This window comes from Mesorhizobium sp. B2-4-1, from assembly GCF_006442185.1.
Classification (GTDB): domain Bacteria; phylum Pseudomonadota; class Alphaproteobacteria; order Rhizobiales; family Rhizobiaceae; genus Mesorhizobium.
Genome location: NZ_VFVN01000003.1, coordinates 332,573 through 348,650 on the forward strand (window position 1 = coordinate 332,573; position 16,078 = coordinate 348,650).

Sequence of the window (16,078 nt, forward strand, 5' to 3'; positions counted from 1 at the left end):
TGGGGAAGCAATGTCCACGCATGTGCGCCATCCGATCTGGCTACCGGCCCTCAAGGCCGCGGATGCCCGCACCTTCGCCTCGCTCTACGCGGTCGAATCCTTCGCTCGCGCCACGGTGTCGAGCGTCATCCCGATCCAGGCCTACGAGATCCTCCACAACGAGCAGATCGTCTCGATCCTCTACACCATAGTGGCGATGCTCGGCCTGTCGGTGACCCTGTTCATGCCGATGCTGATCCAGCGCTTCGCGCGGCGCTGGGTCTACACGGCGGGCGCCTGCCTGCTGGCGATCGGCTCGCTGTTCTTCGTCACGCATACGCTCGCAGGGCAATTGGCCGGCATGCTGTGCCGTGTCATGGGCGCCAGTGCGCTGTCGATCACGCTCAACCTCTACATCATGGACCACATCCGCAAGACCGATTTCATGCAGGCCGAATCGCTGCGCATGGCGTGGTCGATGTTTGCCTGGACGGGTGGGCCGACGCTCGGCATCTTTCTCTACACACGCTTCGGCATCTATGCCGCGCATGGCGCGGTCGCCGTATTCGCCTTGGCCCTGCTGGCGTTGTTCTGGACCTACCGGCTCGGCGACAATCCCTCGATCCGGCCGGGCAAGACGCGCCCGGTCAACCCGCTAGCCAATATCGGCCGCTTCGTCGCGCAGCCGAGGCTGAGGCTGGCCTGGCTGATCGCCTTCGGCCGCTCCTGCTTCTGGACGACATTTTTCGTCTATGGCCCGCTGTTCATGGTCATCACCGGTGAGGGCGAACTTGCCGGCGGCATTCTGGTTTCGGCAGGCAACGCGCTTTTGTTCATGGCGATTTTCTGGGGCAAGGCCGGCAAGCGCTTCGGCGGCCGCAGGACCATGACTTTTGCCTATTTCGCCATGTCGGTGGTGCTGCTGGCGGCGGGTGCCGTCGGCGAAAGCGCGCCGCTCGTCACCGGCGCCTTCCTGCTGTGCGGCGCCTTCTTCACCATCGCGCTCGACGCGCTGGGCTCGACCGCCTTCATGCGCTCGGTCCGCTCTTATGAGCGGGCGCAGATGGCTGCGGTCTACCGCACTTATCTCGACTTTTCCGAACTGACGCCGCCGCTGGTCTACTCGGTGGTGCTGGCCTTTTTCGGACTGGGCTCGGTTTTCGTCACGCTCGGCCTGCTTGCGGCGGTCTGCGGTTATGTCACCTGGCGGTATCTGCCGAAGTCGCTGTGAAGCTTACGGCACAAGCGCAGCATGTCGTTCGCGTACCCAATCGTGGAAGCGGTGGAGGTCGTACTCCTCCGGCATCAGCACGCCGGCCTTATGGCGCATGGAGCGCAGCCCTTTCTGGTTGACCTCGCAGATCGCGGCATCCTCCTCCAGCACCTGGGTGCCGAATCCGACGATGTTGTCGATGTCGGTGGCGGCGAGCGCGTCGGGCGCGAACAGCCATTCGGCGGTCAATTCGGTCTGCTCGGGGCCAAGCGGCACCAGCCGTACGGACCTGACATAGTCGACGTGGCCGACGATGAACATCGAGGGCAGGCTGGTGGCGTAGGTCTGGCCGGCGGCGTGCTCGGCCGGCGTCAGGCCCGAAAAGACCGGCCCATGCGCCTGGCCGTCACGTGACCATGTTTCGGCACCCGCCCGCAGCCCGCCGGAAAATTCCGGCGCGTCATTGTCGGCATGGCGGGTCCATTCGGGGTCGTCATGCCGGCCCATCAGGCCGCGGCCGTAGATCGGCACCAGCCGCGACAGGTCCTTGTGGACGCCGGGGCAATGCAGGCATTCGTTGAAGTTTTCCCAGAAGATCTTCCAGTTGCAGTTCATCACCTTGCGCAGCACATGGCCCGATACCAGCGATTCCAGCGGCCAGTTGCCGAGATCGCCGGAGGCCGGGTCGAAGGATGAGTGCGCCGAGCCGGCGGCATCTTCCGCGAGATTGACGAAGACGAAGCCGCGCCAGACCGACAGCGCGACGCGATAGAGCGGATGGTCCGCCTTGTCGAAACCTTCGGGCAGCGTTTTCGATGGCACGCGCACGAGATCGCCGCGCAGCGAATAGGACCATGCGTGGTAGGGGCAGGTGATCAGCCGCGCCTTCAGCCGCCCCTCGCGTTCCTGGCAAAGCTGCGAGCCGCGATGCCGGCAGGTGTTGTGGAAGGCGCGCAGTTCGCCGGTATCGTCACGCAGCACGACGATCTCCTGGGTGCCGACACGGAAGGTGCGGAAAGCCAGCGGTTGGGCGAGATCAGCTTCACGGCAGACGAGCAGCCAGTTCCTGTACCAGATGGCGTCGAGGTCGCGCTGGTAGGCCGCCGCATCCCAATAGGCCGAGGACGGCAATGTCGGCTCGGCCCGGGTGAGGCCGTTATAGGGGGCGTGCTGGCTCCGGACGGGCTGCATGGCTGGCCTCCTGTGAGGATGGCAGCCGACACCCGGCCACGGAAATTGTCAATTGCAGCGGAGCAAGCGGCCGGACGGCGCTAAAGCGCTTGTCGCCGTCGGAATTTGGTTTGCCGGATGCGGCGATTTTCCCTATAGTCACCTTCGTCGTCGGTTCCGATTGGAGCCAAGAGGGAATGCGGTGCGGGCAGATTTGTTGCCCAATGCCGTGGCTGCCCCCGCAACTGTGTGCGGTAGTCCTCTCCATATGCCACTGAAGATTTTCTTCGGGAAGGTGGGGAAGGGCGCTGATCCGCGAGCCAGGAGACCTGCCGGCGACAGGAAACTGACTTCGATGCCCTCGGGTGGAGGGTGAAAGGACAAGACATGAATACCGCTTCCGTCTCCCTCGGCGCCTCCATCTCCTCGCAGTCGCGCCTCCTGCAGCTCGCGCTCGCGGCGCTGCTCGGCGTTTTCGTCGTAGGCTTTGTCGGTTTCTCGCATATCGACGCGGTCCACAATGCCGCGCACGACTATCGCCACTCGATGGCGTTTCCCTGCCACTGATAGGGATTTGACATCATGAACCTGTTTCGCAACGTCGTGTTCATCGCGGCGATCGCAGGGCTCGTGGCCGGTGTCGTTCTCGCCTGCATGCAGGCCTATGCCACCGTGCCGTTGATCCTGAAGGCGGAAGTCTACGAACAGGCCGGCGGCGGCCACCACCACGACCATACCGCACCGGCCCCGACCGACAACAACGCCATGAACTCTGCCGCCCCGGCGGGCAATGCCATGAGTTCCGCCGCGCCGGCAGCCGCTGAAGCTGTTCCGGCTGAAGAGGAAGGCTGGGCGCCGGCCGACGGCTTCGAGCGTTTCGCTTTCAGCGTGCTTGCCAACATCGTCACCGGCATCGGCTTCGCGCTGGTCCTGGTCGCGGTTTCGGAATTCGCCGGCGGCATCGGCAACTGGCGCCAGGGCGTGTTCTGGGGACTGGCCGGCTTTGCCGTGTTCACGCTGGCGCCGGGCCTCGGCCTGCCGCCGGAACTGCCGGCCATGCCTGCCGCCGAGCTTCTGCCACGCCAGATCTGGTGGACGGCGACGGTGGCGGCGACGGCGATCGGCCTTGCCCTGATCGCCTTCCGCAAATCACTGCCGCTGGCGATTCTGGGTGTGGTGTTGATCGTCGCGCCGCATATCGTCGGCGCGCCGCAGCCCGACAGTTTCGAGACGCCGATCCCGGAAGGCCTGCACCATCAGTTCGTGGTGGCGGTGACAGTGACGAACCTGGTGTTCTGGCTCGTGCTGGGCGCTGTCGTCGGCGTGGTGCGTGGACGCTTCACCGGCAGCGCGACGGGCCTGCGCGACAGCTTTGCCTGATCGCGGAAGACTGACCTTCATCATCGGCGGTGCGCGCTCCGGCAAGAGCGCGCACGCCGAAACGCTGATGACCGCCTTGCCTTCGCCATGGGCCTACATCGCCACGGCGCAACCTTATGACGACGAGATGCGGCAGCGCATCGCGTTGCACCGGTCGCGGCGCGGCGAGGGCTGGACGACCATCGATGCACCGCTAGACCTTGTCGGTGCACTCGAGACCCTACCGGAGGACCAGCCGGTGCTTGTCGACTGCCTGACGCTGTGGCTGACCAACCACATGCTGGCCGAACATGATGTAGAGGGCGTATGCCGGCGGCTGGCTGACATGCTGTCGCGGCCGCGCGGACCCTGGTTTGTTGTATCCAACGAGGTCGGGCAAGGCATCGTGCCGGACAATGCGCTGGGGCGCCGGTTCCGCGACGCCGCCGGCCGGCTCAACCAGCAGGTCGCGGCGATTGCCGAGACCGTGCTTTTGATGGTGGCGGGGCTGCCGCTCAAGGTGAAGTGACATGACCGACATCGACGAAAAGGACGAAGAGCGCCACCGCGCCAAGATGGCCAAGCGCAAGGCGGTCCAAGACGCCGAGGTGGCGAGCAAGACGGTCGAAAAGGGGCTGCTGATCGTCAACACCGGCCCGGGCAAAGGCAAGACCACGGCTGCCTTTGGCCTGGCGCTGCGGATGCTCGGCTACGGCAAGCGCGTCGGCGTCGTCCAGTTCATCAAGGGCAAATGGCATACGGGTGAGAAGGAGGCCTTCGCCGCCTTCGGCGACCGCGTCGTCTGGCACGCGATGGGCGAGGGGTTCACCTGGGAGACACAGGATCTGAAGCGCGACATCGCGGCGGCCGAGGCCGCCTGGGCCAAGGCGCTGGAGCTGATGGCCGATCCGTCGATCAGTCTCGTCGTGCTCGACGAACTCAACATCGCGCTGCGTTACGAGTATCTCGATCTGGACAAGGTGGTTGCCGCGCTGAAAGCGCGCCGCGAGGGCCTGCATGTCGTCGTCACCGGTCGCAACGCCAAGCCGGCGCTGGTCGAGGCGGCCGACCTGGTGACCGAGATGGGGCTGACCAAACACCATTTCGCGGCGGGCGTGAAGGCGCAGCAGGGGGTGGAGTTTTGAGAGCTGTTGTCCCCTTTTGTGGATGAGCATTCAAGTCTGGTCGCCAAACGCTTCCAGCAGGGCTCACTTCCTTTCCCTCCGGAGGGGGGAAAGGTGGCGCTGCGAAGCAGCGACGGATTGGGGAAAGGCGGTGATCGAACGCGCGGTCCGCAGACAGGCAGGCGCAACCCGGCGGGTGCGAGAAACGCGACTGCCGAGCTCGTCGACCCCCACTCCGTCTCGGCTTCGCCGAGCCACCTCTCCCCCGATCGACGGGGGAGAGGAAAGGCGCGAACCTGTTGCAGCCCGGCTCCCTTCCTCCCCTTCGGGAGAGAACTCACGGGGGGTGAGATCATGCCAGAATGACGATCGCCGAAACCACGCCGAACAGGGCAATCAGCAAATAATCGGCGACGCGGTAGAGTTTCAGCGCCCGCCTTATGTCGATGCTGTCGGCTTCGCGCCGGCCGCCTTCGCCCATGAACGCGTCGTCGACCGTTACGCCGCCATAGCTGCGCGGCCCGGCGAGGGCCAGGCCGAGCCCGCCCGCCATCGCCGCCTCCGGCCAGCCGGCATTGGGCGAGCGGTGTTTTTTCGCGTCGCGCCGCACCGCCTGCCATGCGGCTTTCGCGTCGGCGCCTTTCACCAGGAAAGCCGCCAACGTGATGAGCAACGCCGTCAGCCTCGACGCCGGCAGGTTGATCCAATCGTCGAAGCGTGCGGCTGCCCTGCCGAAAGTTTCGTGGCGCGGCGTGCGATGGCCGATCATCGAATCGGCGGTGTTGGCGGCCTTGTAGGCGGCGCCGCCGGCGAGGCCGCCGACGCCCGTCCAGAAGGCGGGGGCAACGATGCCGTCGGAAAAATTCTCGGCCAGGCTCTCGATCGCCGCGCGGCAGACGCCGGCCCTGTCGAGGGTTTCGGGATCGCGGCCGACGATGCGCGAGACGGCGGCGCGGCCCATGTCGAGGCCGCCCGAGTCGAGCGCATCGGCGACGGCCTCGACATGCTCATAAAGGCTCCGCTGCGACAGGAACGATGTTGCCAGAAGGGCGGTGATGAACAGTCCCAGGGGAATGAACCAGAGCAGGATCTGCACGCACAGGCCAATTAGCGCCGGCACCAGCACGATGACCAGAAGCGCCTGGACACCACGTTGGCGACGCAGTGCGTCGGGATCAGTGGCGCGGTTGAGCCTGCGATCGAGAAAGGATATCAGCCTGCCAAACCACGTCACGGGATGGCCGATGGCGCGAAACAGCCAGTCGGGGTAGCCCAGCGCGGATTCGATGGCCAATGACAGGAAAGCGATCAGGACTGACATGAAGCTTCTTGAAGGAGCGGTGGACCATGGTGGAAGTCTCGGTCGGGCAAGGGCGCTTTTCCCCAACGCCCCCCAGCCTTTCGTCGACCTCTCGACCGGAATCAATCCGCACTCCTACCCGCTTTTCGAGCTGCCCGCCACCTCGCTGTCGCGATTGCCGGAAGCGGGGCGGGCGCGTGAGCTGACGGCGATCGCGGCCAGTAGCTATGGTGCGCCCTCGCCAGCCAATGTCGTCGCTGCGCCCGGTACGCAGATCCTGCTGCCGCGCGTGGCATCGCTGGTCGCGCCGGGCAAGGCGCTCGTACTGGGGCCGACCTATGCCGAACATGCCCGCGCGGCGGCGATCGCGGGGCACGAGGTGATCGAAGTCAGCGATTTCGCTGATCTGGCGGATGCCGACCTTGCCGTCGTGGTCAACCCGAACAACCCGGATGGGCGCATCGTCGAGCGCGACCGGCTGCTGGCGCTGGCCGCCGGTTTGCGCGCCAAGGGCGGGCTGCTGGTCGTCGACGAGGCGTTCATGGATGTCGGCCCGCGCGAACACAGCCTTGCCGGCGATGTCGGCCAGGGCGGCATCGTCGTGCTGCGTTCTTTCGGCAAGTTTTTTGGGCTGGCCGGCCTGCGGCTTGGATTCGCGCTTGCCGATGCGCCGACGGCCCAACGGCTGGAAACGCAATTCGGACCTTGGGCCGTCGCCGGCCCGGCGCTGGAATATGGCATTCGCGCACTTGCCGATATCGGCTGGCAGGACGCGATGCGCGCGTCGCTGGCGGAGGTATCGGCTCGGCTCGACGGGCTGTTCGGTCGTTTCGGCGTGCCTGCCGCGGGCGGCACCACATTGTTCCGCTATCTCAGGCTGTCGGATGCCGCCGGCTTGTTTTCTGTGCTTGGGGAACGCGGCATCCTGCTTCGCCATTTCACCGACCGCCCGCATGTCCTGCGGGCCGGCCTGCCGGGGAACGGGGAGGAGTGGCTGCGGCTTGAATCCGCCCTTGCCGAATGGGCGGCCCGGCGCGAGGATCGAGCGGAAGGTATCAAACCATGATCCATGTCTGCTCGCTGGCAAAGGTCGAGGAAACGGTGGCGAGGACCGGCGCCGAGCGGCTGCTGTCGCTGTTGGCCGCCGGCACCGATGTGCTCCGCCCGGCCTCGATCATGAGGGAAAACCATCTGCACCTGGTCATGCACGACATCGCGGCGGCGCAGGATGGCATGACCATGCCGGGCGAGGAGCATGTGCGCAATCTGCTCGATTTCGCGCGCCGCTGGGACCGCGCAAGGCCGATGGTCGTTCACTGTTATGCCGGCATCAGCCGCTCGACAGCCTCCGCCTATATCATCGCTGCCGCGCTGGCGCCGAAACGCGACGAGGCCGAGCTGGCCCGGACGTTGCGGAGGTTGTCGCCTTCGGCGACGCCCAATCCGCGGCTGATCGCGGTGGCCGACGCGCTGCTTGGTCGAGGCGGCCGCATGATCGCGGCAATCGAAGCGATCGGGCGCGGCGCCGATGCCTTTGAAGGCAACCCGTTCGAACTGAGGATCGACGGCTAGAGGCTACTTCAGCCAATCGGCGAGCTTCGCCTTGCGTACGTCCCTAAGCAGGCTGACGAAACCATCAGCCTGATGTTCCGCTGTCAGCCGACCTTTTTCAGCCGTGGCAATGCTGGCGTCGCCGACCACGCCGTTCGGGTTGAGATCGCTGGCGATCCAGGCGAAGGCGTGGGTGCCGGTGTGCCGCAGCAGCGCGAATTCCTTCTCGGCCTTGGCGACATTGGACACGAAATTGTCGGCCCTGGCCATGTCGACGAGATCCGGCCGGAAATGCAGCATCAGCGAGGTCTCGACGTCGCCGCCATGGATGCCGTGGCGGTCCTCGAGTTCGGTGTACATGCCGGCCGGGCGGCCGAAGCGTTGCCAACTGGTCTTCACCGCCAGCATCTTTTCGCGCACCCGCAATTCGCGCGTGACGATGCCCATGATCTCCTCGTTGCCGCCATGCGAGTTGACGACGACCAGCTTGCGCACGCCTGCCCGCGCAATCGACACGCCAAGCTCGGTCCAGGCGTCCGCCAGCGTCGTTGCCGGCAAAGTAAGCGTGCCCGGCGCGTGAAGATGCTCGTTCGATTTGCCCACCGCCTGGACCGGAAGGATGCGGATGTCGAGATCGTCGGGCAGGCGGGCGATCACCGTGTCGAGCATGCCGTTCATGATCGAGGTGTCGGTCGAGACAGGCAGATGCGGTCCATGCTGCTCGATCGCCGCCACCGGCAGTACGGCGATCGTCGCTTCGGGATCGATCGAGGCATATTCGGTGGTCCGATAGTCACCCCACCACACACGTCTTTTTGCTACGGTCATGTCATGCCTCTTCGATGAACGGTGAGACCTAGCGCGAGATACACGGCGTGTCGATCACCCGGCCGCGATGGCCTCGACCTCGACCTTGAATTCAGGCCGGGCAAATCCGCTGACGATCATCAGGGTCGAGGCCGGCGCGGGGTTCGAAAAAAGCCGGTCGCGAACATCCATATAGGGTCTCAGATGCGCGCGGTCGGTGACATAGGCGTTGATGCGAACGATATCGCCGAGCCCCAGCCCCGCCTCGCCGAGGATCGCGGCGATGTTCTTGAAGCAAAGCTCGGCCTGGGCGCCGGCGTCTTCGGGGATCTGGTCGTCCGCCGTGATCGCGACCTGGCCTGAACACAACACCAGCCGCTTGCCCGGGGGCACTTCGACGCCGTGACTGTAGCGGGCAAAAGGCGGCTTGATCGACTTCGGGGTGAGGAACTTGAACATGGCAATCTCCTGGATACCGCCAGCCTAAGACTGGATTCATCACAGCTTCAAGATGGCGGTGCATGTCGCCGGTGCGATTGTGGACAGGCGTTTAAAAAATAGGCACGATGCCTCCGGTGCAGCACGACCTTTCCGGCGTTCGCAGATGGCTGTGGTGCAGGCGGGCGGGTCCCGGCGCGAGACGCCGGTGGCATGTGTCTTGCTTCTTGAATCTCTGGTGTCGAGCCTGGCGCGTGGCGCGCCGGAGCAAACAAAGGGTGGTGGTGTCGATGTACGGAAAACTGAAGATGTCGGTAGCGGCGGTGGCCGTGCTTGCAGCGAGCACGCTTGGTGCCGCGGCAAATGAAAAAGTCACCTTCGGCACCAACTGGCTGGCCGAGCCGGAACATGGCGGCTACTACCAGGCCGTGGCCGACGGCACCTATGCCGCCTGCGGCCTCGACGTCACCATCATGCAGGGTGGCCCGCAGGTCAGCGGCCGGCCGATGCTCCTGGCCGGCAAGATCGATTTCTACATGGGCGGCAACCTGCTGTCGGCCTTCGACGCCGTCCAGCAAGGCATTCCGATGCGCGTGGTGGCGGCGGACTTCCAGAAGGATCCGCAGGTCATCATGTCCCATCCCGGCGAGGGGCTGGACAAATGGGAGGACCTGAAGAACGCCGAGCAGTACATTCTGGGTGACGAGGGCGCGCAGACCTTCTTCCAGTGGATGATCATCGAGCTCGGCTTCGACGCGGCCAAGCGCGTGCCCTACACCTACAACACTGCTCCCTTCCTCGCCAACAAGAAGTCGATCCAGCAAGGCTATGTCACGTCCGAGCCGTTCGCGGTCAAAAAGGAAGGCGGCTTCGTGCCCAACCAGTTCCTGCTCGCCGACTATGGCTGGGACACCTATTCGACGACGATCGAGGTGATGCAGGACACCATCGACAAGAAGCCGGAGGTGGTCCAGTGCTTCGTCGATGGCTCGGCCAAGGGCTGGTACAAATATCTCTACGGCGACAACAAGGCCGCCAACGACATGATCAAGAAAGACAATCCTGACATGACGGATGAGCAGATCGCTTTCTCGATCGAGCAGATGAAGAAGTTCGGCCTTGCCGATTCCGGCGACACCGAGAAGCTCGGCATCGGCGCCATGAACGAGGCGCGGATCAAGAGTTTTTACGACAAGATGGTCAAGGCCAAGGTCACGCCCGCCGGCATCGACATCACGAAAGCCTACACGCTGGCCTTCGTCAACAAGGGCGTCGGGCTCGAGCTGAAGAAATAGGCCGTCCCAGCATGATGCGGGAACAGGTAGCGCAGGCGCCGGCGAACGGGTCCGACACGGCTCCGGCATTGTTGGCGCTGCGGGGCGTCGGCAAGGTCTTTTCCAATGGCGTGACGGCGCTCGCCGACGTCGACCTGACGATCCGGGAAGGGGATTTCCTCAGCCTGCTCGGGCCGTCCGGCTGCGGCAAGTCGACGGCGCTGCGGCTGATCGCTGGCCTGTCAACGCCGACCTCCGGCATGCTCGACTGGCGTGCGGGCGGTTCGCTCGACCGCTCGAACATCGGCTTCGTGTTCCAGGAGCCGACATTGCTGCCCTGGGCCAGCGTCTTCGACAATGTCTGGCTGCCGCTCAGGCTGAAGGGCGTCAGCCGCGCCAAGGCGGCACCGGTGGTGACCGAGATGCTGGCAAGGGTTCATCTCACCGGCTTCGAGAACGCCGTGCCGCGCGAATTGTCGGGCGGCATGAAGATGCGCGTCTCGATCGCACGGGCCCTGGTGACCAAACCGCGCGTGCTTTTGATGGATGAGCCGTTCGCGGCCCTCGACGAAATCACTCGCTTCAAGCTCAACAACGATCTGCTGGAGTTGTGGCAGGACGAGCGCTTCACCGTCGTCTTCGTCACGCATAGCGTCTTTGAAAGCGTGTTTTTGTCCAACAGGGTTGTCGTCATGGCGGCGCGGCCAGGCAGGATCTTCGACGAGCTTGCCATCGATGCGGCCTATCCGCGCGACGAGGCCTTTCGCACCTCACCCGATTATGCGGCGCTGTGCCGGCAGACGTCCGACGTGCTGGTCAAGGCCATCAACTCAATTGCAGGCTCGCATCATGACGGCCATTGACGGTGCATTGAAACTCGACCCCGAGGAAGCACGCCGCGCGCGCCAGGAGCGGCTCGAGCGGATCGGCCGCTGGGTTCTGCCGCTGGCGATCATGATCCTGGCGATCTGGCTGTGGGACCGTATCTGCGTGTGGAATGAAATTCCGCAATACATCCTGCCGCGTCCCGGTGTGGTGCTGGCAACGCTCTACAACGACGCCGGCCTGCTGTTCTCCGCACTGCTGGTCACCTTGCGCATCACCTTCCTCAGTCTGCTCCTTGCCGTCATCGGCGGCGTCGGGCTGGCGGTGCTGTTCGCGCAGTCGAAATGGGTGGAGATGTCGTTCTTTCCCTTCGCCATAGTGCTGCAGGTGACGCCGATCGTGGCCATCTTCCCGCTGATCAACATCTATGTCGACAATCAGACGACCAAGCTTCTGCTCTGCGCCTGGATCGTCGCCTTCTTTCCGATCCTCTCCAACACCACCCTCGGCCTGAACTCGGTCGACCGCAATCTGCGCGACCTGTTCAAGCTCAACGGCGCAACGCGCTGGCAGCAATTGCGCTATCTCAGGCTGCCGGCGGCGATGCCGTATTTCCTCGGCGGGCTGAAGATCGCCGGCGGCCTGTCACTGATCGGCGCGGTGGTGGCCGAGTTCGTCGCCGGCGCCACCGGCCAGTCTTCAGGCCTCGCCTCGCGCATCATCGAGGCCGGCTACCGGCTGAACGCGCCCAGGCTCTTCGCGGCGCTGTTCCTGATCTCGCTGACCGGCATCCTGATCTTCCTCGTGCTGTCGCTGATTTCGCATCTCATCTTACGGCGCTGGCACGAGAGCGCGCTGAAGCAGGAGCGGTAGCGCCTTGATTCCGAACACAGGTTCATACCGGCTCGCCAACGCACGCGTTCATCGGTCCGTCACGCCTGGCCTTGCCGCGCCCTTCGACGGCGACGGTTTCGCACTTGCCGACATCGCGGTGGGCGACGGCAAGATTTCCAGCATTGCTGTTCCTGGCAGATCGAACGCACCTGCCGATGCGATCGACCTCGGCGGGCGGATTCTGCTGCCGTGCTTCATCGATTGCCACACCCATATCGACAAGGGCCATATTTGGCCGCGAAAACCCAATCCTGACGGCACTTTCATCGGCGCGCTGAATGCCACAGGTGCCGACCGCACTGACCGCTGGAGTGCCGAGGACGTGGCGCGGCGCATGGATTTCTCGCTGCGCTGCGCCTACGCGCATGGCACCAAAGCACTGCGCACGCATCTGGACAGTGTCCCGCCGCAGGAGGAAATCTCCTGGCCGGTGTTCGAGACGATGCGCGAGAGGTGGCGCGGCCGCATCGAGTTGCAGGGCGCCTGCCTGATTGGCGTCGAGGGCGTGCGCGACAAGAATTGGTTCGACAGGCTGGCCAAAAGGGTGGCCGCCGCCAAGGGCGTGCTTGGCGTCGTCACCTACATGGTGCCGGATCTGGAAGAACTGCTCGACCATGTCTTCTTCCAAGCCGTCAAGCATGGCCTCGATCTCGATTTCCATGCCGACGAGACCGACGACGTCGCGGCGATCTCGCTGAAGAAGATCGCCGAGGCGTCGCTATGGAGCGGCTTCGAGGGCAAGATCCTCGTCGGCCACTGCTGTTCGCTGGCGCGCCAGCCGGACCTCGACGTGCTGGACACTCTGGACAAGGTGGCGAAAGCCGGGCTGGCGATCGTCTCGCTGCCGATGTGCAATCTCTATCTGCAGGATCGGCGGCGCGATCAGACTACGCCGCGCTGGCGCGGGGTGACGCTGCTGCACGAGATGAAGGCGAGGGGCATTCCGGTCGCGGTCGCTTCCGACAACACGCGCGATCCCTTCTATGCCTATGGCGATCTCGACATGCTGGAGGTCTACCGCATGGCGACGCGCATCCTGCATTTCGATCATCCGGTCGCCGATTGGCCGCAGGCCGTCACGGCAACGCCGGCTCACGTGATGCGGCTCGATGGTTTCGGCACGCTTGCCGCCGGCGGCGATGCCGATTTCATTGTCTTCAAGGGCCGCAGCTGGACGGAATTGCTGTCGCGGCCCGAATCGGATCGCATCGTCGTGCGCGCCGGGCGCGCGATCGACCGCCAATTGCCCGACTATGCCGAACTCGACGATCTGATGGTGGACTGATGGATATCGCCGCGCTGAAACGCGATCTCGACGGGATAAAGCTCGACGACAATCCGGCCATCGTCCAGCAGAAGAGCCGCGATTTCTACTGGTACAGCCCGGTGCTGAAGCAGCAGCTCGATCACGTCACCGGCGACCTGGTCGTGACGCCCAAGAACGAGGCCGAGCTGATCCGCGTGCTCGCCGCCTGCCACCGGCATGGCGTGCCAGTGACGCCGCGCGGCAGCGGCACAGGCAATTACGGCCAGGCGATGCCGCTCTCGGGCGGCGTCGTGCTCAATCTCGCCGAGATGAACGAGATCAAGTCGATCGCGCCGGGGCGTGTGGTGACCGGGCCGGGCGCTGTGCTGGCCGACATCGACAAGGCAACGCGGGCGCATTCCGGCCAGGAACTGCGGCTCTCACCCTCCACCTACAACACCGCCTCGATCGGCGGCTTCATCGCCGGCGGTTCGGGCGGCGTCGGTTCGATCAATTTCGGCGGCTTGCGTGATTTCGGCAATGTGCTGCGCCTGCGTGTGGTAACCATGGAGGCCGAGCCGAGGGCGCTCGAACTCACCGGCGAGGATCTGCACAAGGTGACGCATGCATACGGCACCAACGGTATCATCACCGAAGTCGAGATGCCGCTGACCGCGGCCTATGAGTGGATCGACATCATTGTCGGCTTCGACGCCTTCATGAATGCGGCGCGCTACGGCAACGCGCTGGCCTGCCAGGACGGCATCCTGACCAAGCTGATCACGCCGATCGCGGCACCGGTGCCGCAGCTCTATTTCAAACGGCACCAGAAATTCCTGAAGGATGGGCAGAGCATCTGCGTCGTCATGGTGGCGCGGCATGGGCTGGACGCCTTTCTCGCTTTCACGCGGCGGGCTGGAGGCGAGGTGGTCTTCAATGCCGCGACGGCGACGCCGGAGGAGAAAAAGGGCCTGCCGCCGGCCTATGAGCTGGCCTGGAATCACACGACGCTCAGGGCGCTGCGAATCGACCCCGACATCACCTATCTGCAGTCGCTCTATCCCTTTCCCAACCAGCTGGCGCTGGTCGAGAAAATGGACGCGATGTTTCCAGGCGAAGTATTCTCGCATCTGGAGTTCGTGCGGCTGGATGGCAACATCACCTGCTTCGGCCTGCCGCTGGTCAAGTTCACCACCGAGGCGCGGCTCGACGAGATCATCCGCTTGCATGAGGAGAATGGCTGCCCGATCTTCAACCCGCATCGTTACACGCTGGAAGAGGGCGGCATGAAGCAGACCGATGCGGTGCAACTCGCCTTCAAGCGCGAGACCGATCCGCAAGGACTGCTCAATCCCGGCAAGATGATCGCCTGGGAAAATCCGGATTATGACTACCGTTCGGGACGAACTTTTCTGTTCAAGGGGCTGCAGAGGACGGGATGAGGAGAGGTTCGCGCTTGAACACCCCCCTCTGGCCTGCCGGCCCGGGCCCTTCGCTGTCGCTTCGGGCGTTCGTCGCTCGGAAAGCCAAGAAATTGGCTTCCCGTCCGCTGCGCGGACCACTCCTCACCCCCCGCATGGGGGGAGATCGGCAGCTTAAGCGCTGCCGCCAACCTGCCGCGCTGACAATTGGCGAAAGCAAGGAGATAGTCCGATCTCCCCCCATGCGGGGGAGATGCCCGGCAGGGCAGAGGGGAGTGCCTCGCGCTGACCCAGGCAATGCCTCACCATGAACATCCTCGTCCTCCACGCCCATCCGGTCGAAACCAGCTTCAATGCCGGCCTGCACCGGACGATCGTCGAGCGACTGACGGCTGCCGGTCATGCGATTGACGACTGCGACCTCTATGCCGAGGACTTCGACCCGCGGCTCTCTCGCCAGGAACGGCTGGACTATCACAATCCGCGCGGCTCCGCCGACCCTGCGGCGCCGTATGTCGAACGTCTGTTGCGCGCCGATGCGCTGGTGCTTTCCTATCCGGTCTGGAATTACGGCTTTCCGGCAATTCTGAAAGGGTTCTTCGACCGCGTCTTCCTGCCCGGCGTGTCGTTCAAGCTGGTCGACGGCAAGGCGCAGCCGTCGCTGCACAACATCAGGAAGATCGCGGCGGTCACCACCTATGGCGGCACCCGGTTCCGCGCCATGCTGATGGGGGACCCGCCGCGCAAACTGGTCAAGCGCGTACTGCGCGCCACGGTAAAGCCGGGCGCTTCGGTTTCCTATCTGGCGCATTATTCGATGAACATTTCGAGCGACGAGACGCGCAAGGCGTTCTTGGCCAAGGTCACGGCCAGCATGGACAGATTCTGATGCGCGCGCTGGTGGTTTATTGCCATCCGGTGCCGGAGAGTTTTTGCGCCGCTATCCGCGACACCGCCGTGGAGGTGCTGATGCGAAAGGGCTGGGAGGTGCGGCTGCTCGACCTCTACGCCGAGAAGTTCGATCCGGTGATGAGCTGCGAGGAACGGCGTTTCTACAACAACCAGGCGCCGCAGGACCTTGCGCTGAAGCCGCATTTCGAGCTGCTCAACTGGGCCGAGGCGATCCTCTTCGTCTATCCGACCTGGTGGTACGGGCTGCCGGCGATGCTGAAGGGTTGGCTCGACCGGGTGTGGGCGACGGACGTCGCCTTCAAGCTGCCGGCCGGCAAGGGGCGGATCAAGTCGCTGATGCGGCATGTGACCAAGGTCGGCGTCATCACCACCTGCGGCGCGCCGACATGGTGGAGCATCGTCGTCGGCCAGCCCGGGCGCAAGACCTTGCTGCGCGGCATGCGCGCGCTGTGCGCCACGCGCTGCCGGACTTTCTTCATGGCGCACTATCTGATGGACGCCTCGACGCCGAAGACGAGAGCCGCGTTTCTGGCGAAGGTGCGGGCGAAGCTGGAGCGGTTTTGAG

18 protein-coding genes and 1 riboswitch are annotated in these 16,078 nt (G+C 64.5%); of the genes, 14 read left to right on the forward strand and 4 right to left on the reverse strand.

Annotated elements, in window-relative coordinates; genetic code table 11:
- The first annotated feature begins 10 nt into the window (after positions 1-10).
- Positions 11-1,210, forward strand: a complete 1,200-nt coding sequence (locus tag FJ949_RS10165) for an MFS transporter (protein ID WP_140495600.1) — start codon at positions 11-13, stop codon at positions 1,208-1,210.
- A 3-nt stretch (positions 1,211-1,213) separates the two neighbouring features.
- Here FJ949_RS10165 and FJ949_RS10170 read toward each other — a convergent pair whose 3' ends face one another.
- The gene (locus tag FJ949_RS10170) at positions 1,214-2,383 is read right to left on the reverse strand and encodes an aromatic ring-hydroxylating dioxygenase subunit alpha (RefSeq protein WP_140495601.1); all 1,170 of its coding nucleotides are present in this window, start codon (positions 2,381-2,383) and stop codon (positions 1,214-1,216) included.
- A 134-nt stretch (positions 2,384-2,517) separates the two neighbouring features.
- Positions 2,518-2,714, forward strand: a riboswitch (cobalamin riboswitch).
- A gap of 35 nt (positions 2,715-2,749) precedes the next feature.
- On the opposite strand from FJ949_RS10170, the gene FJ949_RS10175 reads away from it, so the two are divergent.
- The 4 genes from FJ949_RS10175 to cobO are packed head-to-tail and all read left to right on the forward strand — an operon-like array spanning position 2,750 to position 4,866.
- The gene (locus FJ949_RS10175; RefSeq protein ID WP_140495602.1) at positions 2,750-2,929 is read left to right on the forward strand and encodes a CbtB domain-containing protein; all 180 of its coding nucleotides are present in this window, start codon (positions 2,750-2,752) and stop codon (positions 2,927-2,929) included.
- Positions 2,930-2,944: 15 nt separating this feature from the next.
- A complete protein-coding gene (locus tag FJ949_RS10180) occupies positions 2,945-3,742 on the forward strand; it encodes a CbtA family protein (RefSeq protein ID WP_140495603.1) in 798 nt (265 codons plus the stop codon).
- A complete protein-coding gene (gene cobU, locus FJ949_RS10185) occupies positions 3,735-4,250 on the forward strand; it encodes a bifunctional adenosylcobinamide kinase/adenosylcobinamide-phosphate guanylyltransferase (protein WP_140495604.1) in 516 nt (171 codons plus the stop codon). Before FJ949_RS10180 ends, cobU begins: the two co-directional genes overlap by 8 nt.
- 1 nt (position 4,251) lies before the next feature.
- Positions 4,252-4,866, forward strand: coding sequence for a cob(I)yrinic acid a,c-diamide adenosyltransferase (gene cobO / locus FJ949_RS10190; RefSeq protein WP_140495605.1), 615 nt, complete (start codon positions 4,252-4,254; stop codon positions 4,864-4,866).
- 331 nt (positions 4,867-5,197) lie between these two features.
- On the opposite strand, the gene cbiB is transcribed toward cobO, so the two are convergent.
- Entirely contained in the window at positions 5,198-6,166 is a 969-nt protein-coding gene (cbiB, locus tag FJ949_RS10195) for an adenosylcobinamide-phosphate synthase CbiB (protein WP_140495606.1), read from the reverse strand.
- Between cbiB and cobD the strand changes: the two genes are divergently transcribed.
- Positions 6,165-7,211, forward strand: a complete 1,047-nt coding sequence (cobD, locus tag FJ949_RS10200) for a threonine-phosphate decarboxylase CobD (protein ID WP_140495607.1) — start codon at positions 6,165-6,167, stop codon at positions 7,209-7,211. The genes cbiB and cobD overlap by 2 nt on opposite strands.
- On the forward strand, positions 7,208-7,717 hold the full coding sequence (locus FJ949_RS10205) for a tyrosine phosphatase family protein (protein WP_140495608.1): 510 nt from the start codon (positions 7,208-7,210) through the stop codon (positions 7,715-7,717). Before cobD ends, FJ949_RS10205 begins: the two co-directional genes overlap by 4 nt.
- A 3-nt stretch (positions 7,718-7,720) precedes the next feature.
- Here the strand turns inward: FJ949_RS10205 and FJ949_RS10210 are convergent, their stop codons facing one another.
- Complete coding sequence (locus FJ949_RS10210) at positions 7,721-8,524, reverse strand: creatininase family protein (RefSeq protein ID WP_140495609.1); 804 nt, start codon at positions 8,522-8,524, stop codon at positions 7,721-7,723.
- 54 nt (positions 8,525-8,578) lie between these two features.
- Positions 8,579-8,962 (reverse strand): RidA family protein, encoded by a 384-nt coding sequence (locus tag FJ949_RS10215; RefSeq protein WP_140495610.1) that lies wholly within the window; start codon positions 8,960-8,962, stop codon positions 8,579-8,581.
- A gap of 269 nt (positions 8,963-9,231) precedes the next feature.
- Between FJ949_RS10215 and FJ949_RS10220 the strand changes: the two genes are divergently transcribed.
- From FJ949_RS10220 to FJ949_RS10250, 7 genes are all read left to right on the forward strand, one after another.
- Positions 9,232-10,236, forward strand: a complete 1,005-nt coding sequence (locus FJ949_RS10220) for an ABC transporter substrate-binding protein (protein ID WP_140495611.1) — start codon at positions 9,232-9,234, stop codon at positions 10,234-10,236.
- A gap of 11 nt (positions 10,237-10,247) precedes the next feature.
- Entirely contained in the window at positions 10,248-11,078 is an 831-nt protein-coding gene (locus tag FJ949_RS10225) for an ABC transporter ATP-binding protein (protein ID WP_140495612.1), read from the forward strand.
- A complete protein-coding gene (locus FJ949_RS10230) occupies positions 11,065-11,913 on the forward strand; it encodes an ABC transporter permease (protein ID WP_140495613.1) in 849 nt (282 codons plus the stop codon). The genes FJ949_RS10225 and FJ949_RS10230 overlap by 14 nt, the downstream gene beginning before the upstream one ends.
- A 4-nt stretch (positions 11,914-11,917) precedes the next feature.
- Positions 11,918-13,219 (forward strand): cytosine deaminase, encoded by a 1,302-nt coding sequence (locus tag FJ949_RS10235; protein ID WP_140495614.1) that lies wholly within the window; start codon positions 11,918-11,920, stop codon positions 13,217-13,219.
- The gene (locus tag FJ949_RS10240) at positions 13,219-14,622 is read left to right on the forward strand and encodes an FAD-binding oxidoreductase (RefSeq protein WP_140495615.1); all 1,404 of its coding nucleotides are present in this window, start codon (positions 13,219-13,221) and stop codon (positions 14,620-14,622) included. Before FJ949_RS10235 ends, FJ949_RS10240 begins: the two co-directional genes overlap by 1 nt.
- Positions 14,623-14,908: 286 nt before the next feature.
- Positions 14,909-15,490, forward strand: coding sequence for an NAD(P)H-dependent oxidoreductase (locus FJ949_RS10245; protein WP_140495616.1), 582 nt, complete (start codon positions 14,909-14,911; stop codon positions 15,488-15,490).
- Entirely contained in the window at positions 15,490-16,077 is a 588-nt protein-coding gene (locus FJ949_RS10250; protein WP_140495617.1) for an NAD(P)H-dependent oxidoreductase, read from the forward strand. The genes FJ949_RS10245 and FJ949_RS10250 overlap by 1 nt, the downstream gene beginning before the upstream one ends.
- The last annotated feature ends 1 nt before the right edge of the window (position 16,078 follow it).

What these genes read in the sequence shown, in the direction of transcription:
- FJ949_RS10165 (WP_140495600.1), top strand. Translation starts at nt 11, where the DNA reads ATGTCCACGCATGTGCGCCATCCGATCTGGCTACCGGCCCTCAAGGCC.
- FJ949_RS10170 (WP_140495601.1), bottom strand. Translation starts at nt 2,383, where the DNA reads ATGCAGCCCGTCCGGAGCCAGCACGCCCCCTATAACGGCCTCACCCGG.
- FJ949_RS10175 (WP_140495602.1), top strand. Translation starts at nt 2,750, where the DNA reads ATGAATACCGCTTCCGTCTCCCTCGGCGCCTCCATCTCCTCGCAGTCG.
- FJ949_RS10180 (WP_140495603.1), top strand. Translation starts at nt 2,945, where the DNA reads ATGAACCTGTTTCGCAACGTCGTGTTCATCGCGGCGATCGCAGGGCTC.
- cobO (WP_140495605.1), top strand. Translation starts at nt 4,252, where the DNA reads ATGACCGACATCGACGAAAAGGACGAAGAGCGCCACCGCGCCAAGATG.
- cobD (WP_140495607.1), top strand. Translation starts at nt 6,165, where the DNA reads ATGAAGCTTCTTGAAGGAGCGGTGGACCATGGTGGAAGTCTCGGTCGG.
- cbiB (WP_140495606.1), bottom strand. Translation starts at nt 6,166, where the DNA reads ATGTCAGTCCTGATCGCTTTCCTGTCATTGGCCATCGAATCCGCGCTG.
- FJ949_RS10205 (WP_140495608.1), top strand. Translation starts at nt 7,208, where the DNA reads ATGATCCATGTCTGCTCGCTGGCAAAGGTCGAGGAAACGGTGGCGAGG.
- FJ949_RS10210 (WP_140495609.1), bottom strand. Translation starts at nt 8,524, where the DNA reads ATGACCGTAGCAAAAAGACGTGTGTGGTGGGGTGACTATCGGACCACC.
- FJ949_RS10215 (WP_140495610.1), bottom strand. Translation starts at nt 8,962, where the DNA reads ATGTTCAAGTTCCTCACCCCGAAGTCGATCAAGCCGCCTTTTGCCCGC.
- FJ949_RS10220 (WP_140495611.1), top strand. Translation starts at nt 9,232, where the DNA reads ATGTACGGAAAACTGAAGATGTCGGTAGCGGCGGTGGCCGTGCTTGCA.
- FJ949_RS10225 (WP_140495612.1), top strand. Translation starts at nt 10,248, where the DNA reads ATGATGCGGGAACAGGTAGCGCAGGCGCCGGCGAACGGGTCCGACACG.
- FJ949_RS10230 (WP_140495613.1), top strand. Translation starts at nt 11,065, where the DNA reads ATGACGGCCATTGACGGTGCATTGAAACTCGACCCCGAGGAAGCACGC.
- FJ949_RS10240 (WP_140495615.1), top strand. Translation starts at nt 13,219, where the DNA reads ATGGATATCGCCGCGCTGAAACGCGATCTCGACGGGATAAAGCTCGAC.
- FJ949_RS10245 (WP_140495616.1), top strand. Translation starts at nt 14,909, where the DNA reads ATGAACATCCTCGTCCTCCACGCCCATCCGGTCGAAACCAGCTTCAAT.
- FJ949_RS10250 (WP_140495617.1), top strand. Translation starts at nt 15,490, where the DNA reads ATGCGCGCGCTGGTGGTTTATTGCCATCCGGTGCCGGAGAGTTTTTGC.